We start from the raw sequence: 24,231 nt of genomic DNA on the forward strand, positions 1-24,231 counted from the left end.
TCCCTTATTTTTTCTTAACTGTGCGGATCACTATTGGCCTGTTGCGTCGTGACAACGGCACTGCCCGCCAGGCGCATCGTGCAGCCTTTCATCTGCATCACCACCCGTCCGTCATCATCGGCAATGGAGATATCCCACTGCGGAACGGCAGCGGTATTTTCGGCACCTGCCTGCACAACCACCCACGGACGATCGGGCAACTGCGCCCAGCAACGGATCTCGCGCAGCGCGAACGGCAGGGCCAGTTCCCCTCCCTGCGCGGTGCCGACAATGGACTGCAACGCGCCGTCCAGCAGATTCGGCGACCAGAGATAACCGTCACGCCGCATGCCTGCCGCCAGTTCGGCAACGGCCAGATCGTCGCCGCCGCGCAGAGTTTGCAGTACGCGCAACCCCTCGCCGTAATGCAACCCCAGTCGGGCGAACTGTGCATAAAGTGGAGCGCCGTCGATCGTCAACGTGCAGCGTTCGGTTAACGCACTCAGGTCCAGCAACGGCGCGTCATCGTGGGCGGTCGGCGTGGCATAGCCCTGGCTGTAAATCGTCGTTTGTTCCCCCTCACCGCTGTAAATCTCGTACGCAATACGCCCATCGTCCTGTGGCACCAACGCAATATGTACCTCCAGCTCGCCAGTGACCGTCAACGGACGCAGCCAGGTCACGTTCTCCAGACAGAAATCCTCGCCGTTGGGCTCGCTGCTTAGCGCCAGACTGACTGCCGCCCGCGCCCACTCCAATTGAGCGACACCCGGCAGCACCCCACGGCCCATGACCTGGTGATCGCGCAGCAACCACTCTTCGTCGACCAGCAGCGAGCTGTAACGCAATTCGTTGATATCGGAGATATTACGGTGTACCAGCGGATGCAGACGCAGCGCAGTGGCGGTCATGGTAGCGGCGTTTTCCGGGAACCAGCAGCGTTCGCGGGCAAACGGATAGGTTGGCAAGCGCAGACGGTTGAGTTGCTGGCCCACGTACTGCGCCGACCAGGCTATATCCATGCCCTGAACCCAAAGTTCGGCCAGTTTGTCCAACTTCCCTTTCGCAATCCAAGACTCAACGGCCAGTTGCAAGTCCTCATCCGTACGGAATAACGACAATGAGTCGCCGGTGCGTTTGATCTCGCCGCGCCAGATGTTCTCCACTGCTACGCCGTCAAGCACGCCGCGCAGTTGCGCCATCAGCCCACGCTGACAATCCGCCACCAGCGCCATACGGTGCTCCATCGCATCACGACCCACCTGCAGCGTGTATGCCAGGTCTGTCAGGCTTTCCTCATGCTCTGACAGGTGTGAATACAACTGCTCCACCCGCTGACGCAGCGCGCTTTCGCTGCGCGCCGACAGCACCACCATGACCGCACCCTCGTCCGCCGTCGGTCTGCTTGCTGTCGGGTACTCCTGCAGCAGAATATGGGCATTCACCCCGCCGAAACCGAACGAACTGACCCCGGCACTGCGCGGCAGCGTCTCACCGTGGCGGCCTGTCGGTGCCACCCACGCTTGCGTATCGCTCACCACGAAGAACGGGCTGTTTTCCAGCTGGATATGCGGGTTCAGCGGCTGGCTGTTCAGGCTCGGCACCAACTGCCGGTGTTGCAGTTGCAGCACCGTTTTAATCACCCCGGCTACCCCGGCTGCCATCTCCAGATGGCCGATATTGCTCTTGATGGTGCCCAGGCCGCAGCTGCCCACTGGCAACTCGACCCCCTCGCTCAGGGCGCGGAACGCCTGATGCAACCCCTGCACTTCTATCGGGTCACCCAACGCCGTGCCCGTACCGTGTGCTTCGATATACCCCAGCGCACGCGGATCGACCCCCGACTCCCTTACCGCCTGTTCGATCAGTCGCGCCTGGGCGGTCGGATTCGGCGCCGTCAAGGATGCTGCCCGACCACCGTGGTTTTCCGCACTGCCAACAATCAGCCCGTAGATATGGTCACCGTCACGCTCCGCCGCACTGAGCGGCTTCAGCATCAACATGCCGACCCCTTCACCACGCACGTAGCCGTCGGCCTGCGCCGAGAAGGTGCGGCAGCGCCCACCAGGGCTGAGCATCCCCGCGATGGAGAAACTCTGGTAGGCTTCAGGCGACAGCAGCGTGTTCACCCCGCCGGCCACCGCCAGTTCACACTGGCCGCTGCGCAACAGCCCTACCGCGCGGTGGATCGCCACCAGTGAGCTGGAACAGGCCGTTTCTATCGGTTCGCTGGGGCCGTGCCAGTTCAGCCAATAGCTCATCCGGTTTGGCCCCATGGAGCCCACGCTCCCTGCCGCCGTATATCCCTCGATATTACCGCCGTTATGCAACAGCAGTTGACCGTAGCCACTGCCGCTGGTGCCGACCAACAGAGCGGTATTGCTGCCGGACAGGCTTTGCACCGAGTAACCGGCATCTTCGATAACATGACAAACATGCTGCATCAGCAGCCGCTGCTGTGGGTCCATCGACAAGGCTTCGCGGGGTGAAATGCCGAAGAACAACGGGTCGAAGTACTCCACCTCGTCCAACACCCCGGCCTGCGGCATTTCTGCCGGTGCCATCGCCCCCCAGCGCGCCGCCGGCAGAGTGTCGATGCAGTCGTGCCCTGCTTGCAGATTGCGCCACAGTACGTCGATATCCGCCGACTGCGGGAAGCTGCCGCTCATGCCGACGATGGCCACCGGCTCTGACGCCGGTACGGCCAACATTTCACCTCGAGCCTCCCGCTTTATCCGATAGCTCGCAACGGCAACGGTTGCGGAATTCATCACCGCAGGTGCCCGCGTTACCGACGCTTTAAGGTTAAAAGCTTGCCCGTGTTCCCGCGCCAGATAGCCTGCCAGATCCGCCAGCGTCGGCGCTTCAAAGAACACCGTCGGACTCAGCGTCAGGCCATAGCGCTCGTTCAGCACCTGGCCGAAGGAAGTCAGGGTGATCGAATCAAAGCCGAATTCCGTCAGCGGCGTATCACGATCCAAGGCCTCCGGCGGCAGTTTGAGATGATCCGCGATCAAACCGCTGAGAATGCGCTCAATCTTGCCGGCGTCATCATCTCTCGTTACCGTTGAAACAACCTCCGGCTGCACGGCAACGCTAGCCGGGAGCGGCCTTTCTTCCATCGCTTCCCTCTCCAGCAGCAGCACACCGCCGCTCATCGCCTCAACGATTTGCTGACCAGACTGCGCGTAAGTACGCACCGCGTAAAAACCGCGGCGTGCCAGCACCCGCTGCCACATTTCCGGCGTCAGCGCTGGCGTGCCCGGCAGGCGCAGCCCAACGTCCTGCGCCTGCCACCAGCCGTCCAGCAGCCCGAAGGTCAGGTGGGAAAACAGGCTGAATGTCGCGATTTCATTGAGTAACAGCAGCCCGTGTCGCTTCATCAGACTCTGAGTGTGCCGCAGGGTTGTCTCCATCTCCCGCGTGGCGTGCAGCACGTTGGCCGCCACCACCACGTCATAGCGCCCCGCTGCTATCCCCTGAGACTGCGGCGAACGTTCTATATCCAACCGCTGCGTACGCAGATACGGTGCCATGGCGGCATAGTGTTGGTCCGCATGTTGCAGGAAATACGGAGAGATATCGGTGTAGCAATACTCTTCTATCTGCCCGGCGTAGGGCTTCAGGCGTTCAAACAGCAACGCGCTGGTGCCACCGGTGCCTGCGCCAATTTCCAGAATACGTAGCCGCGCTTGCGGGCCCCGAGCACACAGGTAGCTTTCCAGCCGATCCGCCAGCAGCGCGTTGAAAGCGTCCGCCACGACGTTACCGCGATACACCGCCTCCACCAGATTCTGCCCGTTCTGCGGGAACATCACCGCCGTGGCTGCCGTTTCGCCACACAGGATCGCCGGTAGCGCCTCCAGCATCGCGTTGACCAGGCGGATCTGCGGCGTGTCCGACAGCGGCGCACAGTACGCCTGCCATTCCGCCCACGCCGTGTCCCATTCCGGTGCCGGATGAGACAGATCCACGCCTGACTCACGCAGCAGCGTCAGCGAGGTCTCCCGCCAGCGGCGATAACCTGCCGGTACGATGCAGTCCGCCGCCAGCCAGCCCAGCGCCGCCAGCCGCGACCACAGCAACGGCAGTAGCCGCTGCTCCTCCTGCTCCACCACCGCCATATCTACCGCTATCTCCGGCAGGCTGCCTGCCGCCAGCGTCACCGTCGGCGCCGCTGCCGCCACGCACGCTTCCAGCCCAGATTCCCCCACCAGCGCCTGAGCCGCGACCGCGCCGCTGACGTTAACGAACACCTGCCGGTTCAGCGGCCCACACAGCAGCTCTTCCAGCGCCGCCATCGCCGGTGCCGCCTCCACCGAGCCCAGCCCCAGCCGTGCCATGCGCGCACGGTAGTCGTCATCCGCTACCACTCCGACGCTGCCCCAGTAACCCCAGTGCATCACCTTCACCGCATACGGCCGCCGTGACCGCTGCTCGTGGGCGAAGGCGTCCTGCCAGCAGCAGCCCGCCGCATAGTTCGACTGTCCAGGCGATTTGCTGAAGCTTTGCAGCGAGGAGAAGTAGAGCATAAAGTCCAATGCCTCTTCACCGAACACCGCATCCAGGTTCAGCGCGGTCTCCGTCTTGGCCGTCAGCGCCGAGGTAAACCGCTCCTCGTCCATCCGCGCCAGGCTCTGATCCGCCAGCACGATGGCGCTATGCACCACCCCGTGGATCGCCCCGAAGCGCTCGCGGATCGTTCCGTACGCCAGCTCCAGCGAATCCCGGTCGCTGGCATCGGCTTGCAGATACAGCGGCTGCGGCCCCCACGCCGCCAACCGCTCACGGCCGACACGGATCGTGTCGTCCTCCACACGCCGCCCCAGCCACACCAGTTGCGCCTGATACTCGCGCACCAGGTACTCGCTGAATGCCATGCCGATACCGCCCGCGCCGCCGAGCACCACATAAACGCCGCCCTGCCGGTAAGCCCCGCGCTGCGGTGCCTCCGGCCGGAACGGTGCCAGCGTTTCACGCAGCCAGCGCCCTTCGCGCCAGACGCGCGGGTTGCCCATTTTCTCTGCCGGCTGTCGCTGCCAGTCAATCGCGTTCTCCGCCGCTCCGGCAGGTAGATCCAACACCCGTATGTGCCAGTGCGGGTACTCCTTTGCCAACGAGCCGAGCAGGCCATGCAAGGCGGCCTGACTGGCATCTGCAGGCTCATCCGGCCCCACGGCCAGCGCCTGGGTGGTGATAATGCTCAGGTACAGGCCGTGGCTGGCGTAGCCGCGTGCCAGCAGTGCCTTGATCAACCGAAGACCGGCCAGCGCCGGGGCTACTTCACCGCCGCGCACTCGCCAAACCAGGTGTTGCGCCGCATCCGGTAACTGCGCGGCGAGTGTCGCCTCGCCAGCATTCCAGTCGACAGCCAGCTCAACCGCATCCGGCCAGTTCTCCTCTTCACGCGCATCCGCTAGCCAGAACGGCATCAGGGCCAGATCGCCACTCTCTTCAGGTGGCATCACAGCCTTCATCGGTGCAGCAGGACGCACTTTTGCCGCCTCACCGCCAATCGGCCGGGTGCTGAATCCGGCCAGTCGCATCACCTGTCGTCCCTGCTCATCAACAATATCAACATCCCACTGCCCGGCGGCGCGGTCCGCCGCCGGGCGCGCCAGCGCCCAGACGTTCTTCGGCATAGCTCCCCAGGCCGTGACTTCCTGCAAGGCGAACGGCAGCGCCGGTTCGGTATGCTCCCGCATCAGTCCAACCAAGCTTTGCAGCGCACCGTCCATCAGCTCAGGCAGCCAGCAATACCCCTGACCGTGCCGATCGGCAGGCGAACTCAGTTCGCCCAATACCATTTGCGCACTCACGCCTAAGCGGCGGATAACCTGGAAGCTGTCGCCGTAATGCATCCCGCCGAGTTCAAACTGCTGATACAGCAGCTCGCCCTCAATATGTTCGCCACACCCATTGCGCAGCGCAGACAGATCGAACTGCGGCGCCTCCGACACTTCACTCAGCCGGACGTAACCCTGACCGTAAACCCGCGTCTGCGCCTCTTCTTCACGGTAGATCTCATAACGGATACGGCCATCGCCATCAGGCTCCAGCGCAATATGTACGGTGATTTCATCGCCAACCACCAGTGGCTGCAGCCAGACAATCTGCTGCAGGCTGACGGCCCGATCGCGCTTTTCATCGCCCAGTGCCAACATCACGGCGGCGCGCGCCCATTCCAATTGCACCACACCGGGCACAATGGGCTGCCCCTGCACGATATGATCGCGCAGGAACCACTCTTTGCCGGTCAGGGTGGTGCTGTAACGCTGGCGGCTGAAGTCTGAGGTATTACGCTGCACCAGGGGGTGTAACGCCGCACCGACACTGACGTCAACAGCAGCCACATCATTCTGTTCCTGAGGCAGCCAGTAACGATCGCGGGCGAACGGATAAGTAGGCAGATGAAGCCGACGCGGCGGTTGCGAACCAAACAGGTTCGGCCACGGCAACGCATATCCCTGGCAATACATATCTGCCAGCGCCAGCAACGACTCCTGTACGGTAGCGGGCGCCGGCTGTGCGACGAGCCCGGCAATCAGCGTTTCGCCATAGGCCTGCAGTGCCTTCTGCGCGCTGAAGTCGCGCTTCACTTGTCCGTTCAACAGATTGCTGCGTTTGCCGCCCTGCAGCGCCTGTTGCAGGACATAACGCGCATCCTCTGCATCCTGGATCACCAAGGCACAACGATGAGCAAAGTGCTGGCGACCATTAAGCAAGGTATGGCTCATTGCGCTTAACCCCTGTGCGTCCCACTGCCCAACGGCCAACGCCGCATCAAGCTGCTCCAGGCGTAAACGCAACGCATCAGCAGTTTTCGCCGATACCACCAGCAGGTGATACGGCAGTGCTACCATGGCCGCCATCGGCTGAGCGCAGCTCTCCGCCCCTTGAACCACTACGTGGGCGTTGGTTCCGCTCATGCCAAAGGCGCTGACCGCCCCCAACCTGGCACGCGCCGTTTCTGCTGGCCATGGTCGCGCCACTTTGTTGACATAGAACGGGCTCTGCGCCCATTCGATATAATGGCTTTCCTGTTCGCAGTTCAGACTTGCCGGAATGGTTTCATGGCACAATGCCTGCACCAGCGCGACCAGATTGACCAGCCCCGACGGTGCCATCGTGTGTCCGATATTCGGTTTGCAGGAGGTCAGTGCACAATATTGGCGGCGCTGACTGTAGGGTCTGAACGCTTCGCACAGCGCGTTAATCTCCACCGGATCGCCCAGTGGCGTACCGGTGCCATGGGTGACGATATAATCCATTTCATCAGGATTAATGCCGCAGCGTTGGTAGATCTCGTCGAGCAACTGTGTCTGTGCTGCGCCGCTTGGCGCAGTGATCCCCTGGGTTTTGCCATCATAATTAATGCCGCTGCCCACAATGGTGGCATAGACCGGGTCGCCATCCCTCTGCGCCTGCAATAAGGGCTTAATCACCAGAGAAACGCACGCTTCGCCAGCCACCAGCCCATTGGCTCGCTGGTCAAAGGCATAGCAAACCCCATCCGGCGACAACATACCGGAACGGGACATCACCTCCAGCGCCAGCGGCGTCGTCATCAGACTGACCCCGGCGACGACGGCGGTATCGCAATCTCCGGCAAGCAGGCTACGACAGGCCTGATGCAAAGCCACCAGCCCAGAAGAACAAGCGGTGTTAATCGCCATTACCGGCCCGTGCAGATCCAGCATGTAGGCCAGCCGCGCGGCCAAAATAGCGTCATGGTTAGCCGTCAGTGCCCCCGCTTCGGACATATCGTGGTACTGACGCACATAGTCACCCTGCTCAACGCCGACAAACATGCCGATTTTATGCCTGGCCAGTTGTTGACTCCCGTAACCGGCGTCTTCCAACGCACGCCAGGCCTCCTGCAGCAGCAGGCGCTGACGCGGATCCAGTGCTTGCGCCTCGCGTGGAGAAATGTTGAAAAATAGCGGATCAAACTCATCAGCGCCGGGCAGTGCCGCTATCTGGGCATTGACGTTTGCCAACGGCGCCGTAAGCCGTTCGTCAGGATAAGCGGCAATTACGCTGTCTCCCTGCGCCAGGATCTGCCAGAAGGCGTGGCTATCCCGCGCGCCCGGGAAGCGGCCGCTGATGCCGATAATCGCTATCGCTTCCTGGGCTACGGTGCAGGGCGTAGGCGCTGGCTGAACGTTTTGAGGGATTGGCGCGGGTTGAATACTGCCAGGGCCGAATGCAGGCTGATCGCTCAGGGGCGCTCGCAGCGCAGGCGTATCATCACGCTGTTGGTAAAACAGACTCATCAACCCGCCGTGAGTCTGCTCAAGATACGCCGCCAACTGTTCGAGCGTGGAGTAACTAAAGAAAACCGATGGCATCAGCGTCAGGCCGTAATAGGCGTTAAGCCGCCGCGTCATTTCAATCAGGCGTACAGAATCCACGCCGAACTCACTCAGATTGGCATCCACCTCCAGCATTTCGTGCGACAAGCCAAGCATTTGGCTGGTCTGCTCCGTCAGGTCCCACAAGATACATTGACTTAGATTCAGCCCCTTCATCTCAGGACGATAACCTTGCCCAGGTACCAGCGGCGACGCTTCATTCGGTTCAACGTCTGCAACCACCTGCCGCGTCTCCGCCCGCAACAGCAGTTGCTCCATCCGTTGCGGCTCGCCCACCATCACCAACGGTTGCCTGCCGTCATTCACGCTTAGCAGCGACTCCAACAGATCCAGACCTTCATCGGTTTCCAGCGCCCGCTGACCGCTCGCGTTCAGATAGCGCTCCATACTGTCGGTATGCCCTGCGCTCATTCCGCCATCACGCCACAACGGCCAGCCGATCGCCAGCGCGCCAGCACCGTGCAAACGGGCATGCGCCAACATAAAACGGTTCGCCATGGCGTAGGCCCCGCCGCCGAAGTCGCCGATAACCGCCGAAACCGAACTCAGATAACAGATAAAACGCGCTGGCTGCTCACTGAACAGCTGGCTAAATATCCGCGTTCCGGCAATTTTAGCCGCTTGTACCTGGCGGAACAGCGCTTCGCTCACCGTCAGAACATCTTCCTGCTCCTCCATCCCGGCGGCATGAATAACGCTGTCAATCCGGCCAAAGTGCGCTTTCGCCTGCTGGTAGGCCAGCTTCATCCCGGCACTGTCCGTTACGTCCACTTGCAGATAAAGCACCTGCACCTGGCACAATTCCAGCTCCGTAATCAGTCGCCGTTTGCCCTCATCCAGTTCACCGCGCCCACTTAACACCAGGTTAACCCCGTGTCGCTGGGCCAGACGCTGGGCAATGCGTATACCTAACCCACCGCAGCCGCCCGTGATCCAGCAGACATCCCCCTCACGGAAAGGCCTCTCGCCAACGCTCGGCGGCAATAGCGAAATCAGTTCGCTAATGTGGCGTACTCCCTCCAGATACAGCACATCGCCACAAGACGTGGCATTAATCTCAGCCCACAACCGCTCCAGCCAACCGGCGATTGAGGTTGGCTGAGTCGCTCGCTCATTGACGGTGATCGCCGCCATCTCCGGGAAGCTGAACTTCAGCGAACGCACCAGACCGATACGGGCCTCCAGAGCTGCCTGCCCGTCGTCATCGTCACAGCTGCCAACCCACAGCAGACGGCGGCAGGCGATTTGCTCGCCGTTCAGTGCCCGGAGCAAATGCAGCATCGGGACGGCGTCATCATTGGCACAGGATAGCGAACGCAGGTCCAGCAAAGCGTCGATTTGACGAACGCTGCCCAACGCTACACGCAACCCCTCCGCAAGCGTCTGTGTCGTGGCGCTGACGCACCACATCTCAATGTCCGGCAGTACGCCGGTAAAATAGCTGCGCACTTCGGCTTCCAGTCCGCTATCGCCGAGCAGGCAAAGCACCCGCCGCACAGCGGTTACTGCGCTGCCCCCCTCAATGGGCTTAGCTCGCCACTCTTCGCTGAAACAGACCGGCTTGGTGCTGGTTTCTTCCTCGGTAACCGCGGCGCTCTCCTGCGCCGCTTTAGCGTCTGGGATCCAGCAACGTTGCAAGGCAAACGGATAGGTCGGCAAGCTAAGACGCCGTGGCGTGGTCACGCCATACAGGCCGCGCCAGTCAACGGCGCCCCCCTGCACCCACAGTTCAGCCAGCTTCGCCAGTTTGCCTTTGTCGATCCAGCGGGTGATGGCCTGGCGCAGATCGTCATCGGCGCTAAAGACCGACAACATCGGCTGATTACGCTTCACTTCTCCCTGCCAGATATTTTCCGCCACGGTGGCGCCCTGCATCAGGCTATGAAGACGCTCGATCAGTCTTTGCGGGGTGTCCACGACCAACGCCACGCGCACCGGCATCGCGTCACGTCCCATCTGTAGCGTCCAGGCAAGATCGTTCAGATTGATGCTGTTGGCGCAAAGATAGGCATGCAGGTTGGCGATAGAGACCGTTAACTGCTCGCGACTGCGGGCTGATAGCACGATAATTACCGGTCCGGACGAAGTGGTGGATGCCAGCATAGGTGCAGCTTGATATTCCTCCAGCACCACATGAGCGTTAACGCCGCCGACGCCAAATGAGCTAACGCCAGCTCGCCGCGGCAGCTTATTGCCCCGTTCATCCGTTATCGCCGTCCAGGGGCGGGCTTCGTCAACGATATAGAACGGCTGCCCTTGCAGATTGATATGCGGATTGCGCGGTTGGTTGTTGATGCTCGGCACCAGCTTTTGATGGCGCAACTGCAACAACACCTTAATCACGCCAGCGACGCCAGCGGCCAGCTCCAGATGACCGATATTACTTTTGATGCTGCCCAAGCCACAGCAGGCTTCAGGCAACGTTCTTCCCGCAGCCAGATTGCGGAAGGCCTGTTTCAGCGCTTCGATTTCTATCGGATCGCCCAACGCCGTTCCGGTACCATGCGCTTCAATGTAGCCCAAGGTTTCTGGGGAAATACCAGCCTGGCGCATCGCCTTTTCGATCAACTGCGCCTGCGCCTGGGAGTTTGGTGCGGTCAACGAAGTGGCGCGCCCACCATGGTTCTGCGCCGAGCCACGTATGACCCCGTAAATATGATCGCCGTCGCGCTCAGCCGCACTCAGCGGTTTCAGGAGCAACATACCGACGCCTTCGCCACGCCCATATCCATCAGCGCCAGCGGAGAACGTGCGACAATAACCACCGGGGCTAAGCATCCCGGCCTGCATCAGCGTTTCCTGTAAATAATCGGACAGCAGGGTATTGACCCCCCCTGCCACAGCCAGTTCACACTCGCCGCTGCGTAACAGCTCTACGGCTTTGTGAATGGCCACCAGCGAACTGGAGCAGGATGTCTCTATCGGTTCACTCGGCCCGTGCCAGTTCAACCAGTAACTCATCCGATTCGGCCCCATGGAGCCGGCCAGTCCGGTGCCGCTGTAGCCGGTTATCGCCACGTTCGCCTTTGACAGCATCTCGGCGTATCCGCTGGTCATGGTGCCGACCAGCAGCGCGGTATTGCTGCCAGATAAGCTTTGCACCGAGTAACCCGCATCTTCGATCGCTTTATGGACATAGAGCATCAGCAGGCGCTGCTGCGGATCCATTAACCGGGCTTCGCTCGGCGAAATACCGAAAAACAGCGGGTCAAAGGCGTCAATATCGTCAATGATGCCTGCGTGGTCTATGGCCGGCTGCACGCCGCCGGGCCAGCGTTCGGGCGGCATTGCTACAATGCAGTCACGTCCTGCCTCCAGGTTGTGCCACAGCGCATGGAGATCCGGCGACTGCGGGAAACATCCGCTCATCCCGATCACCGCGATAGCTTTCTCTGCCACCGGTGCAACACGCATTGCCGACATTCGCTTGCGACGGGTGGAAGGCGCCTTGCGAGACACCGGCACCGGCACCGCAGTATGGGAAATAGAGAACGCCGCCGCCAAAGCATCGCCATGTTCACGGACCAGATATTTCGCTAACGCGCCCAGGGTCGGCGTTTCGAAAAAGACCGTCGGGCTTAGCGCAATACTGTAACGTTGATTAAGCAGAGTGCTGAATGACGTCAGCGTGATGGAATCAAAGCCGAACTCAGCCAGAGGGGTATCAGCATCCAGCATATCCGCCGTCAGGTTGAGGTGCTTAGCCACCAACTCCATCAACGCTCTTTCCACCTGTGCCGTCAGCTCATCGCAGGAGTCGACCGCCGCCGCGACGCAATGGTCATGCTGCCCGCTCTTGACGTCGGCAGGCAGGGGCGATGTGGTCGACTGTGAAGTCGCCTGCACAGGCTCTGGCGCAGCGCTCGTCGGCACCGTCCGCAGGGTAACACCGCTCAGCCGCAGGGCAACCTCGCCCTGCTCATCGGCAATAACGATGTCCAGCTTACGCACGGCATCACTGTCAGCGTCACCAGGCCGTACCACGACCCAGGCGCGGGCGGGCAAAGGACGCCACGACTCAATGCGTTGCAGGGCAAAAGGTAACGCCAGCGCCGGTTCATGGGCCAACGCGCCGCTGGTTTGCAGTGCGCCATCAAGCAGGCTGCCCGGCCACCCATACGCCCCAAGCTCTGCCGTCTCCGGCAGATGCAGTTCGCCGATCGCCAGATCTTGCGCCAGATGGAGAGTCTGCAACACTCTGAACCCCGGGCCATAGCGCACACCCAGTTGCTCATACGCCGGGTAAATTTGGTCTTTTTCAGACACGTGCTGGCACTCGGCCTGCATGGCGGCCAGTTCGATGTGTGGCGCATCGCCAACGGATGCGGCGAAGGCCTCACCCTGGCTGTAGAGTCGCTCTTCACCATCGTCGTCGCTGTAGATTTGGTAACCGACGCGCCCGACACCGCCTGGTTCCAGATCGATATGCACGTCCAGCGCCTGCTCCACGGCCAACGGCCGTAACCAGGTCACGTTTTCCAGTACCACGCCGTGTGCCGCCTCGTCGCCCAACGCCAGAGCAACCGCCGCACGCGCCCACTCCAGTTGAATGACGCCCGGCACAATCGCGCGATCCTGCACAACGTGATCGCGCAGGAACCACTCTTCCCCGGTTAAACGCGTGGTGTAGCGCTGCCCGGCAAAATCTGAAGTATTACGGTGCACCAGTGGATGCAGGCGATCTTCTCCGCCACCGTCGCCGCCCGGTTTCACGGCAGCCCAATAACGTTCACGGGCAAACGGATAAACCGGCAAACTCAGGCGCTGCGGCGTTACGTCGTCGTACAGCCGCCGCCAGTCAAAACCGACGCCCTGCACCCAGAGATCCGCCAGACGATCCAGCTTCCCTTTAGCGATCCACACGCCGATGGTATGTTGCAAATCGTCATCTTCACTGAACAACGTCAACCCGTCGGCGGTCTTTTTGACGTTACCGCGGAACAGAGTACCCGGCGCGCTATCCCCGCTACCGACAGCGCGCAGCTGTGCCAACAGTTGTGTGACATCAGAGACCACCAGCGCCAGCCTGGCTGACATGGCTTCGCGCCCCAGTTGCAGCGTCCAGGCCAGATCGGTCAGATTGACCGGATGCCGCTCTAAGTAATCACACAGCTGGCCGATTCGGGCATGTAACCGCTCTTCATTACGCGCCGAAAGCACGATCAAGACCGGCTTGGTTTCTGGTGTGGTTGCACGATGAGGTGGCTGATATTCCTGCATCAGCACGTGCGCGTTCACGCCACCAAAGCCGAAAGCGCTCACGCCCGCTCTCAGTGGCAGCACGTTACCCTGCACATCGCGGCACGGCTCCCAGGGCCGGTTTTCATGCACTACGCACAGTGGGCTGCCCGCCAGCGCGACATGCGGGTTGAACGGCTGGCTGTTCAGGCTGGCGGCCAGTTGCCGATGTTTCATCTGCAACAGCACCTTGATCACTCCAGCGACGCCAGCGGCCAATTCCAGGTGCCCGATATTGCTCTTCAGCGCCCCCAGAGCGCAGTGCCCTTCGGGCAGAACGCGCTCGCCCGCCAGTGCGCCGAGCGCCAGCTTCAGCCCCTGTATTTCAATCGGATCGCCCAGCGGCGTACCGGTGCCGTGAGTTTCAATATAGTTCACGCTCTCCGGCGTCACGCCAGCATCGCCAAAGGCCGCCTCAATCAGCCGCGCCTGTGCGTTGGGGTTAGGTGCCGTCAGCGAAGCCGCACGGCCGCCGTGATTTTCGGCGCTCCCCAGCAGCAGGCCATAAATGTGGTCACCATCGCGTTCGGCGGCGCTCAATGGTTTGAGCATCAGCATCCCGACACCCTCACTGCGCACATAGCCATCCGCTTGCGCCGAAAACGTGTTGCAGCGCCCGGACGGGCTGACCATCCCCGCCTGGGTAAAGCTTTGCATCGCGTCAAGTGACAGCAGGGTATTGACGCCGCCGACCACCGCCTGATCGCACAACCCATTGCGCAACAGCCCAATGGCCCGGTGTACAGCGACCAGCGAACTGGAACACGCAGTATCGATCGGCTCACTCGGCCCGTGCCAGTTAAGCCAGTAACTCATGCGGTTAGGCCCCATACAGTTGCTCATCCCCGCTGCGGTGTAACCCGCCACCGGTTCGCCTGACCAACTTAACAGTTGCCCATAGCCCGTCGCGGCAGTGCCGACCAGCAGCGCGGTATTACTGCCGGAGAGGCTTTGCACCGAATACCCTGCATCCTCCAGAACGTTATAGACGTACTGCATCAACAGACGCTGTTGCGGATCCATCGACAGCGCTTCGCGCGGCGAGATACCGAAAAACAGTGGATCGAAGTACTCGACCTGCTCCAATACCCCACAAGGCAGCACGCCCGGTTGCTGCGGCTTCCCCCAACGGGTGAATGGAAAATCACCGATAGCACAGTGCCCGGCACGCAGGTTTTCCCACAATGCTTCAATATCGGGTGCACCCGGGAAACTGCCGCTGACGCCGATAACGGCGATCGGCTCCGCAGTACCGGCCTGCGACGCAGGCACACGGCGGCGGCGATGACGGGTTGATGTATGTGGCATCACAGTGCGCAGGATGTTCGCCGGGCTGACTGGGGTTCCGATCAGACGCTGCCCATGTTCACGTGCCAAATAAGCGGCCAGTTGTGCCAACGTCGGTGCTTCAAAAAACACCGTCGGGCTCAGTTCAAGGCCATAACGTTCATTGAACACCTTAAGGAAGGAGACCAAAGTAATAGAGTCAAAACCCAGCTCGGTCAGCGGTGTATCGCGCTCCAGGGCCGCTGGCACAAGCTTAAGGTGGCTAACAATCAGATCGCGCAGGATGCGTTCTACCCCGTCCGTCAGCGCATCGTCGGAAACCGTTGGTGGCACGTGCACCGCCGACGCCCCGGATTCCTGTTCGCAACAGAAAACCCCGTCGCTCATGGCCTGCAACACCTGCTGCCCCAACCCGTCCAACTCCGGTGCCAGACACTGCGCCGTGTGAAATCCTCCGTCACTCAGCACCCTCAGCCAACTCTCCGTCGCCAGCCCTGGCGCGCCCTCCAGCCTCAGCCAAGGGTCGTCGGCCAGCCACCACCCGTCCAATAAACCGAAAGTCAGGTGGGTATAGACACTGGCGGCGGCCATTTCATTGATCAGCAGCAACCCGTTGCGTTTCAGCAGGCTCTTGCTGTGACTCAAGGAGCGACGAATATCCCGTGTGGCATGCAGCACGTTAGCGGCCAGCACGATGTCATAGCTGCCAACGTCCAGCCCCTGCGCCGCAACAGATTGCTCGATATTCAGCCGGCGCGTACGCAGATAAGGGGCCTGCGCCTGGAAGACCGCCTGTGCATGGGGGAAAAACGCCGGTGAAATATCGGTATAGGCATACTCTTCAATATTCGCCTGGTAGCGGGCCAGACGCTTAAACAGGCTGGCGCTGGTGCCGCCAGTACCGGCACCGATCTCCAGAATGCGCAAACGGCAGTCCGGTTGTTGTTCCAGCCGCGCCTGGACATACTGCTCCAGACGGTCGGCCAGCAAATCGTTAAACAGCTCCACCAACGGGTGGTCGCGGTAAATCCCCTCCACCAGTTCCAGCCCACCTTGCGGGAAGATCACCGCTGTGGCGGCCTGCTCACCGGACAAAATCGCCGACAGCGCACCCAGCGTCGTGTTAATCAGCCGCAGTTGCGCATCAACCCCGGGCTGCCCAGCCACCGTGGCGCAAAAATCCTGCCACTGCGCCCACGTCTCTTGCCACTCCGGTGCCGGGCTAGACACATCGATACCGTTTTTTTGCAGTAGATAGCTCGCCGCAACGCGCCAGCGCTGCCAGGCTGCGGGGGCAGAAGCTCCCTCATCCAGCCAATTCATCTGCGCCAGTTGCGCCCACAGCAGCCGGCTTAAGTGCTGCTCCATCGCCTGCACTGGTGCCAAACCGCCGGGATGCGCCACGGGGGGCAACGCCGGTAACATCATTTCCGGCAAAGCCGGGGCGATGGCAATCGTCTTCCCGCCGGGGTCGGTTAACGCCCGCGCCACCGACGCATCCGTGGTCTTGATAAACCCGAGCTGATGCAGTGGGCTGGCAAGCAGTTTCTCCAACGCCGCCATCGCCTGTGGGGCCTCCACCGACCCCAGGCCCAACTGCGCCATGCGTATGCGGTAGGCGTCATCCGCCACCACCCCGACGTTGCCCCAGTACCCCCAGTGCATCACTTTCACGGGATACGGCCTGCTGCGTTGATTATGCGCCACGGCATCGGCGTAACAGCAGCCTGCGGCATAATTCGCCTGCGCAGCGGCTTTGCTGAAGCTCTGCATTGCGGAGAAAAACAGCATGAAGTCCAGCGACAGCTCGCCAAACACGGCGGCAAGGTTGTGTGCGGTAAGGCTCTTGGCGCACAGCGCTCGGTTGAACGTGGTTTCATCCATTGTCGCCAGTGGACCGTCGGCTAGCACGATCGCAGAATGCACCACGCCGTGAACAGCACCGAACTGCTCACCGATCGACTCCCGCGCCAGCTCCAGCGCATCCCGGTCGGTGGCATCGGCCTGAAGATAGCGCGGACGTGGCCCCAACTCGCCCAACCTGTCAAGCTGAGCCTTGATCGCGGCATCTTCGGCACGACGTCCCAGCCAGATGGTCTGTGCCTGATAACGGCGGATCAGGTATTCGCTGAACGCACAACCAATGCCGCCCGCACCGCCCAGAATAACGTACACCCCCTGTTGCCGGAACGCAGGGGCTGCAACCTCAAAGGGGCGACACAGCCGCAGACAGGTGCGATGCCAGCGATATTCGCGCCATAATTGGGCATTGCCCTGGCCGTCGGCGCTTCGGCTTTGCCATCCGGTGTCTGCCAGCGTCTGTCCGGCGGGAAAATCAAGCAGCCGGATGCGCCACAACGGATACTCTTTCGCCAATGAACCGATCAGACCGTGAACCGCCGCCTGATCCGGATCGATCACTTCATCCCGCACGATAGCCTGCCCTTGGGTAGTCAGCACCGTCAACCGCAGCGGCCGTTGGCCGTATCCCAACTTTAGGAGCGCCTGTACCAGACGCAACCCGATAAGCACCGGCGCAGTTCCCGCTACCGCAGTCACCTGCCAGAGCAGGTGGTCGCAGGAGACAAGTCCGGACAGTTGCGCCAGTAGCGCTTTCGGCAGCGTATCCTGCTCATGCTCAATCCGTAACGTTGTCGGCTGCGGCCAATCGTTATCAGCCACGGGCGTTTCTTCCGTGGTTTGCCAGTCCGGGAACAGCATCAGTTCGCCAACTAATGGCACCGGTTCATTCACCGGCGCCGTTGCCATTCCGCCCCATTCCGGCGCAGCGCTGGCGATCAACTCCAACGCCAACTGCTGTTCATTATCATAAATCGCGATTTGCCAAGCGGGTTGCTCTGCTCCGATGCTGCGCCGGATGATCGCCGTCACCGCCGGTGGCAGTCGCCGCCAGCCGTAAACTGCGCTCACCTGCAGCGGCATCTCTGCGCCCAGCAGACATGTAACCTGCAGTACGCCATCAATCAGTTCAGGCGACCAGTCAAAGCTGTTTTTCTCCGTCTCCAGCGCGACAATGGCCAGATCTTCAGCGATCCAAACGCCACGCACGCCGGAGGTTTGCGGCCATCCTGTACTTGCCAGACGTGCATAAAACGCTTCCGCCGTCACCGCCTGCTGGCAGCGTTGCCTGAACGCATCCAGATCAACCGCGGATCCAGGCACCCCACCATGCTGTTCGGCATAGCCCTGGCAGTAAACCTGCGTCTGCCCGTCGTCGTTAGCGTATATCTCATAACCGATGCGTCCATCGTCCAACGGCTCGAGGGCAATATGTATTTCACACGCCCGCTCAACGACCAGCGGTTGCACGCAGACAATATTCGCCAAATTCAGACCGGCGTTGTCAGCCTGCCCCTCCAGCAGCAGGCTGACCGCGGCGCGCGCCCACTCCAGCTGCACCACCGCTGGCACCACCCTGAGCCCCTCTACCACATGCTCGCGCAGGAAGTTCTCACTCCCTGTCAACCGCGTGCTGTAACGCAGTTCATGGATATCCGACGTGTTGCGCTGCACCAGCGGATGCAGACCACGACCTTCACCTTCGCGCTCCGCCGCTATCCAGTAACGTTCCCGCGCGAACGGGTAGCCCGGCAGGCTCAACCGCACCGGCGCCGCATCACCAAACAGCCCCGACCAGTTCAGCCCGTAACCCTGGCAGTACAACTCCGCCAGCGACAGCAGCCCCTCGCGCAACGCACCGCGCTCTTCCTGTGCCACCGTCTCACCGATCAGCCGCTCGCCGTACGTCTGTAATCCCTTTTGCGCCCGGAACCCGCGCTTCACCTCCCCACGGAACAGGTTGCTGCGGCTCCCCCCTTCCAACGCCTGTTGCAGCACGTAACGCGTCTCTTCCTCGTCCTCCACCACCAGCGCGCAGCGGTGAGCAAAATGCTGACGCCCGTTCAACAACGTGTGGCTCAGCGCACTGAGCCGTGCCGCATCCCACGCTCCCACCGCCAGCTCTGCCGTCAACTCCGCCAGCCGCGTCTGTAACGCCGCTTCCGTCTTCGCCGACACGACCAGCAGGTGGCACTGACGCCCCACCGCCGGCCGCCTCACGCCCGCCGATTCCGCCCCGCGCACCACCACGTGCGCATTGGTGCCGCTCACCCCGAACGCACTGACCGCCCCCGTTCTCACCCGGTCCGCCGCCACCGGCCACGGCTGCGCGGTTTTGTTGACATAGAACGGGCTGTTCGCCCAGTCGATATACTCGCTTTCCTGCTCGCAGTGCAGGCTCGCCGGGATGGTCTCGTGCCGCAGCGCCTCTATCAGCCCCACCAGGCTCACCAGTCCTGACGCCGCAAGCGTATGCCCCACGTTCGGCTTGCTCGAGCTCAACGCACACCCCTGCTGCCGCCCTTCATTGCCGAAGGCCTCGCACAGCGCGTTGATTTCCACCGGATCGCCCAACGGCGTTCCGGTGCCGTGCGTCACCACATAATCCACCGCGTCCGGGCTGAGCCCTGCCCGTTGATACACCTCGCGCAACAGTTGCGTTTGCGCTATCCCGTTCGGGGCCGTGATCCCCTGCGTCCGCCCGTCGTAGTTGATCCCGCTGCCCGCAATAACCGCCTGGATCGGATCGCCGTCCGCCTGCGCCCGCGACAGCCGTTTAAGCACCAATGCCACGCACGCCTCGCCCGCCACCAGGCCATTCGCCCGCCGGTCAAACGCGTAACATACCCCGTCCGGCGACAGCATCCCGGTGTCGTGCATGGCATCCAGCACGGTCGGCGTCAGCATCAGGTTGACCCCCGCCGCCAGCGCCGTGTCACACGCGTTGTCCAGCAGGCTGCGGCATGCCTGGTGCAGCGCCACCAGCCCGGACGAGCAGGCGGTGTTGATGGCCATCACCGGCCCCTGCAGATCCAGCACGTAGGCCAGCCTGGCGGCCAGAATACCGTCATGGTTGCCCATCACGCCCCCACGCCGCCCCACCCGCTGCAGGTAATCCCCCTGCTCCACGCCCACGAACATGCCCACCCGGTTTTCAGCCAGTTGACGTTCGCCGTAACCGGCATCTTCCAGCGCCCGCCACGCCTCCTGCAACAGCAGGCGCTGGCGCGGGTCCGTCAGTTCCGCCTCACGCGGCGACATCTCAAAGAACAGCGGGTCGAACTCGTCCGCCCCCGGCACCGCCCCCAGCCAGCGCGTCACCCCGTCGTCCCCCTCCAACCGCTCCGCCGGGTACCGGCCGATAACGCTGCGCCCTTCCGCCAGGATCGCCCACAGCTCCCGCGTAGTACGTGCGCCCGGGAAACGGCCACTCATGCCAATCACCGCGATCGGCTCGTCATCCTCCGGCTGGCTTGCCGGGGACCGCGACACGGGCTGGCGTAGCGGTAGATCTGGTGATACCGGCTGCGGTGCTGACGATGGCTGATAAAACGCCGTCAGTTCATCGCCGAAGGCGTCCTGCAAATAGGCGGCGAACTGCCCCAGGCTGGGGTAGCTGAAGAACAGCGACGGCGTGAATACCACACCGAAGTGGCGACTCAGGACTCGCGCAAACTCGGTCAGCGAAATGGAATCAAAGCCGTACTCGGTCAGTTGACGCTCCGGTGTGATTTCATGGCGCGGTAGCTTCAGCAGTTGCTGCGCCAGTTCGGTCAGGTCCCACAAGACCGACTCCGCCACATCCAGCCCCTTCAACTCCGGCCGTGCCCCGCCGCCAGCAGGTAAACGCTCAGGCCGCCGCGCTGACAGGCCCCCTGCCTGTGCCAACTGCGCCACCAGGCGTGGGCGGTCGCCGTACAGTACCGCCGCATGCGCCGTATCCTGCCCCAGCAACCGCGCCAGCGCCGCCACGCCTTCAGCGGCGGGTAACGGCACCAGGCCGCTGTCACGCAGTGCTGCCTGGGTTGCCGCCGTCATCCGCATCCCGGTTGCATCCCATAATGGCCAGTTCACCGACAGCGTACGCCCCGGCATCCGGCGTTGACGCTCACAGGCAAACTGGTCGAGGAAGGCATTGGCCGCGGCATAGCCGCTCTGCCCCTGGTTGCCCCACACCCCGGCCAGCGAGGAACACAGGATCATCCACTCCGGCGCCAGTTCACGCGTTGCCGCATCCAGCGCCGCCACCCCGGCCACCTTCGGGGCCAGCACCTTGTGCAACGCCTGCTGCGTCATGGTCGCCAGCAGGTGGTCTTCCAACACCCCCGCACAGTGCAGCACGCCATTCAGTCGCCCATGACGGGCAGCGATATCCTGCGCCAGTGCGTGCACCGCGGGCGCGTCACTGACATCCAGCGCATGCAGCTCTACCCGGGCCCCCGCCGCACGCAGCGCATCGGCAAACGCCTGATGCGCCGCCGCCGTCACGGTGCGGCCACTCAAAATCAGCAGCGGGCCAGCGGCCTGCTGTGCGATGGCCTGGGCCATCACCCGGCCCAGGCCACCCAGGCCTCCGGTTATCCAATAAACGCCGCCGTCACGCCACGGCATAACAGGGTCATTCACCGGCAGCTCTGCCCAACGCTGCACTTCACGCCGCCCGTCACGGTAGCGCACCAGCGGCTCCTCGGCGGCGGCTTCCGCATGCAGCAGCGCCGCCAATGCGCTCTCGTCCTTCAGCGCGGCCGGGTCGAGGATCAGCGTCTGACAACGCAGGTGCGGATACTCTTGCATCGCGCTGAATAGCATGGCGCTCAGCCCCTGCATCAGTACAACCTCATCGTCCTCCATCAACACCAGTTGAATACGGCGTGGTTGCCCCTCCGACACCACCAGTTGCGCCTGCAAATCGGCCAGAATATCCTCGGCGTACTGCGCATAACGCTGCGCCGCACTCCCCTGTGCCGTAAAAAGAACATTCTGCGCCGTCATCAAGGACGCAGGCAACGCCGTGTCACACCACAGCCGCCGTACCTCCTCACTGGAATAAGTGGATGACGTCAGTGCCTGTTCTACCCAAGACGGCGCGATATACACCGCCGCAACTTCAGTGGCAATCGCCAAATCAGGTGAAGGCACTGTCTCCACCGCCAACGGTGCCCAGTAGCGCTCTTTGGCAAACGGATACCCCGGCAAACTGATGCGTTGCGGTTTCAATTCTGGCCACAGGGCGAGAGGAGAAATCTCTGTTCCCATAACCCAGCTTCGCGCCAGTTCGCTTAGCAGCCCAGCATCGGGAACGGTATTACCCAACTCCAACGGCTCGGGTGCCGCTACGGAATGGTCCAGCTCGCCGCGATAGCCATGTTCTTCTTCCGTTGTGCCAGCAATCTGTGCCCGGAGCTGATCCATCAACCTGGCCTGCGAATCCACCACCAGCGCCAGCCGGCAGTTCATCGCCTCGCGCCCCGTCAGCAGCGTCCAGGACAGATCCGCCAGATTAACCTCGCGTTCCGCAAGAAATCCCAGCAATTGCTCCGCCTGTGCCTGTAAACGTTCCTGAGTACGCGCAGATAGCACGATCAGCTGTGGCCCCTGCACCGGCGTCGGTGCGATCTCACCCCGATACTCTTCAACGATCAGGTGCGCGTTCGCCCCGCCCGCCCCGAAGGACGACAAACCGGCAATGCGCGGGAACTCACGCATTTCGCCGTTCACCGCCAACTGCGGGCGCAGCCAGGGACCGGTTTGCTGCTGCACCACGAACGGCGTCTGGCTGAAATCGATATGCGGATTGAGGGTTTCGCTGTGCAGGCTTTTCACCCGTTGACCATGTTGCATCTGCAATAGGATCTTGCTTAAACCGGCCATACCCGCCGCACTTTCACAATGGCCGATGTTGGATTTGACCGATCCGATGGCGCAGTACTGACGTTTTTCACTGCCGAACGCCTGGCTCAAACCACGGATCTCGATCGGATCGCCCAGCGTGGTACCGGTGCCGTGTGCCTCTACATAGCTGACCGCTTCGGCGCTCACGCCCGCCTCACGCAACGCCCGGCGGATCACCCAACTCTGCATTTTAGGGTTGGGCACGGTATAGCCATTCACCTTGCCGCCGTGATTCAGCGCACTGCCCTTGATCACGCCATAGATATGGTCGCCGTCCGCCACCGCCTGTTGCAGCGGCTTGAGTATGACCGCGCCCACCCCTTCGGCAGGAATGTAGCCATCACCATCGGCAGCGAAACTTTTGCAGCGCCCATGAGTGGATGCGGCCTGAATCTGTGATAACAGCAGGTATTTATTCGGATGGACGGAGACGTTAACGCCCCCCGCAACCGCCACATGACATTCGCCACGGCGCAGGCTGTAGCAAGCCAGATGGATCGCAGTCAATGAGGAGGAACACATGGTGTCCACGGCCATACTGGGGCCGTGGAAATTGCAGAAATACGAGACCCGGTTGGCAATGGACGCCGCACTTCCGGACAGCAGCATCGGCCGCCCCTGGGTCTGTGCCTGAGCACCGTAGAGCTGATACTCTTCATACATCACACCGGCAAAGACGCCGGTTATCATAGAATCCGTACTGAGTTGCTGCCGGGTGTAGCCAGCGTCTTCAATAGCATGCCAGGCACACTGTAAAAACAGACGTTCCTGCGGATCGAGATACTCGGCTTCACGCGGAGAAATATTGAAAAACTGGGGATCGAATTCGTCCACACCGTCAATAAAGCCCCCCCAGCCGCTGAGGCCTGCCAACTCAAGTTCTGTCGCCTGCGGGAAATAACGCCGCCATTCCCAGCGATCCGGGGGGATGGGGGTAATACCGTCGACACCATTAAGCAGGTTGAGCCAGAACTGTTCCAGGTTGGCGGCTCCGGGATAACGCCCGCTCAGCCCGATGATGGCAATGTCCAGCGGTTGCGCGCTGTCATGCACGACTGCCTTGACTGGCGCTGGCCAACCGCGCTGGCCCCGGCGGCGTTTTTTTTCGTTCGGTGCCACCCCGACCGGTTCAACTTCTTCCTGCGGCGGTGCATCAAGTAGGCGTGCAAGCACCTCCTTGTGGTGCGCAATGAAATAGTGCACCAATTCGGCAATGCTTTGGCATTCAAAAAACAACGTTACGGGCAAAGGCCCAAAAAGGCTCTCCAGCTCACGGGTCAGGGTGACCGCCATCAGGGAGTCGATGCCGTATTTTTCCAGCGCCACCTGCTCATCGATCCTGGCCACCGCCACATTCAGCGTGCGGGCCAGGCGCTGTTTCAGAGTAAGCGTCGTTAAATCCCCACAGTGTTCGGTCGTGGGGTTTAAGGTAGGGTGATTTTCCAGGGCAGCAGCGTGTCCCAGTCGATGGCGTCGTCCGGCGATTTCAGCGCCGTCAGCAACGCATGCAGATAGTCGTACGGGTTCAGCCCATTGATGCGGGCGCTTTCTACCAGGCTGTACAGCAGGGCGCTCGCCTGAGCGCCAGCTTCCGTATTGG

The 24,231-nt window shown here is 61.9% G+C and carries 2 protein-coding genes; both read right to left on the reverse strand.

Annotated features, from left to right (window positions below):
- Nucleotides 1–14 precede the first annotated feature (14 nt).
- Nucleotides 15–24,116, reverse strand: coding sequence for an SDR family NAD(P)-dependent oxidoreductase (locus ACMV5I_RS13345; protein ID WP_414824559.1), 24,102 nt, complete (start codon nucleotides 24,114–24,116; stop codon nucleotides 15–17).
- Nucleotides 24,056–24,199 carry a transposase domain-containing protein gene (locus tag ACMV5I_RS13350; protein ID WP_414824560.1) on the reverse strand — a complete coding sequence of 48 codons (144 nt, stop codon included), beginning with the start codon at nucleotides 24,197–24,199 and terminating at the stop codon, nucleotides 24,056–24,058. The genes ACMV5I_RS13345 and ACMV5I_RS13350 overlap by 61 nt, the downstream gene beginning before the upstream one ends.
- Nucleotides 24,200–24,231 lie beyond the last annotated feature (32 nt).

The organism is Serratia sp. T13T92 (assembly GCF_047530105.1).
GTDB classification, from domain to species: Bacteria; Pseudomonadota; Gammaproteobacteria; order Enterobacterales; family Enterobacteriaceae; genus Chania; species Chania fonticola.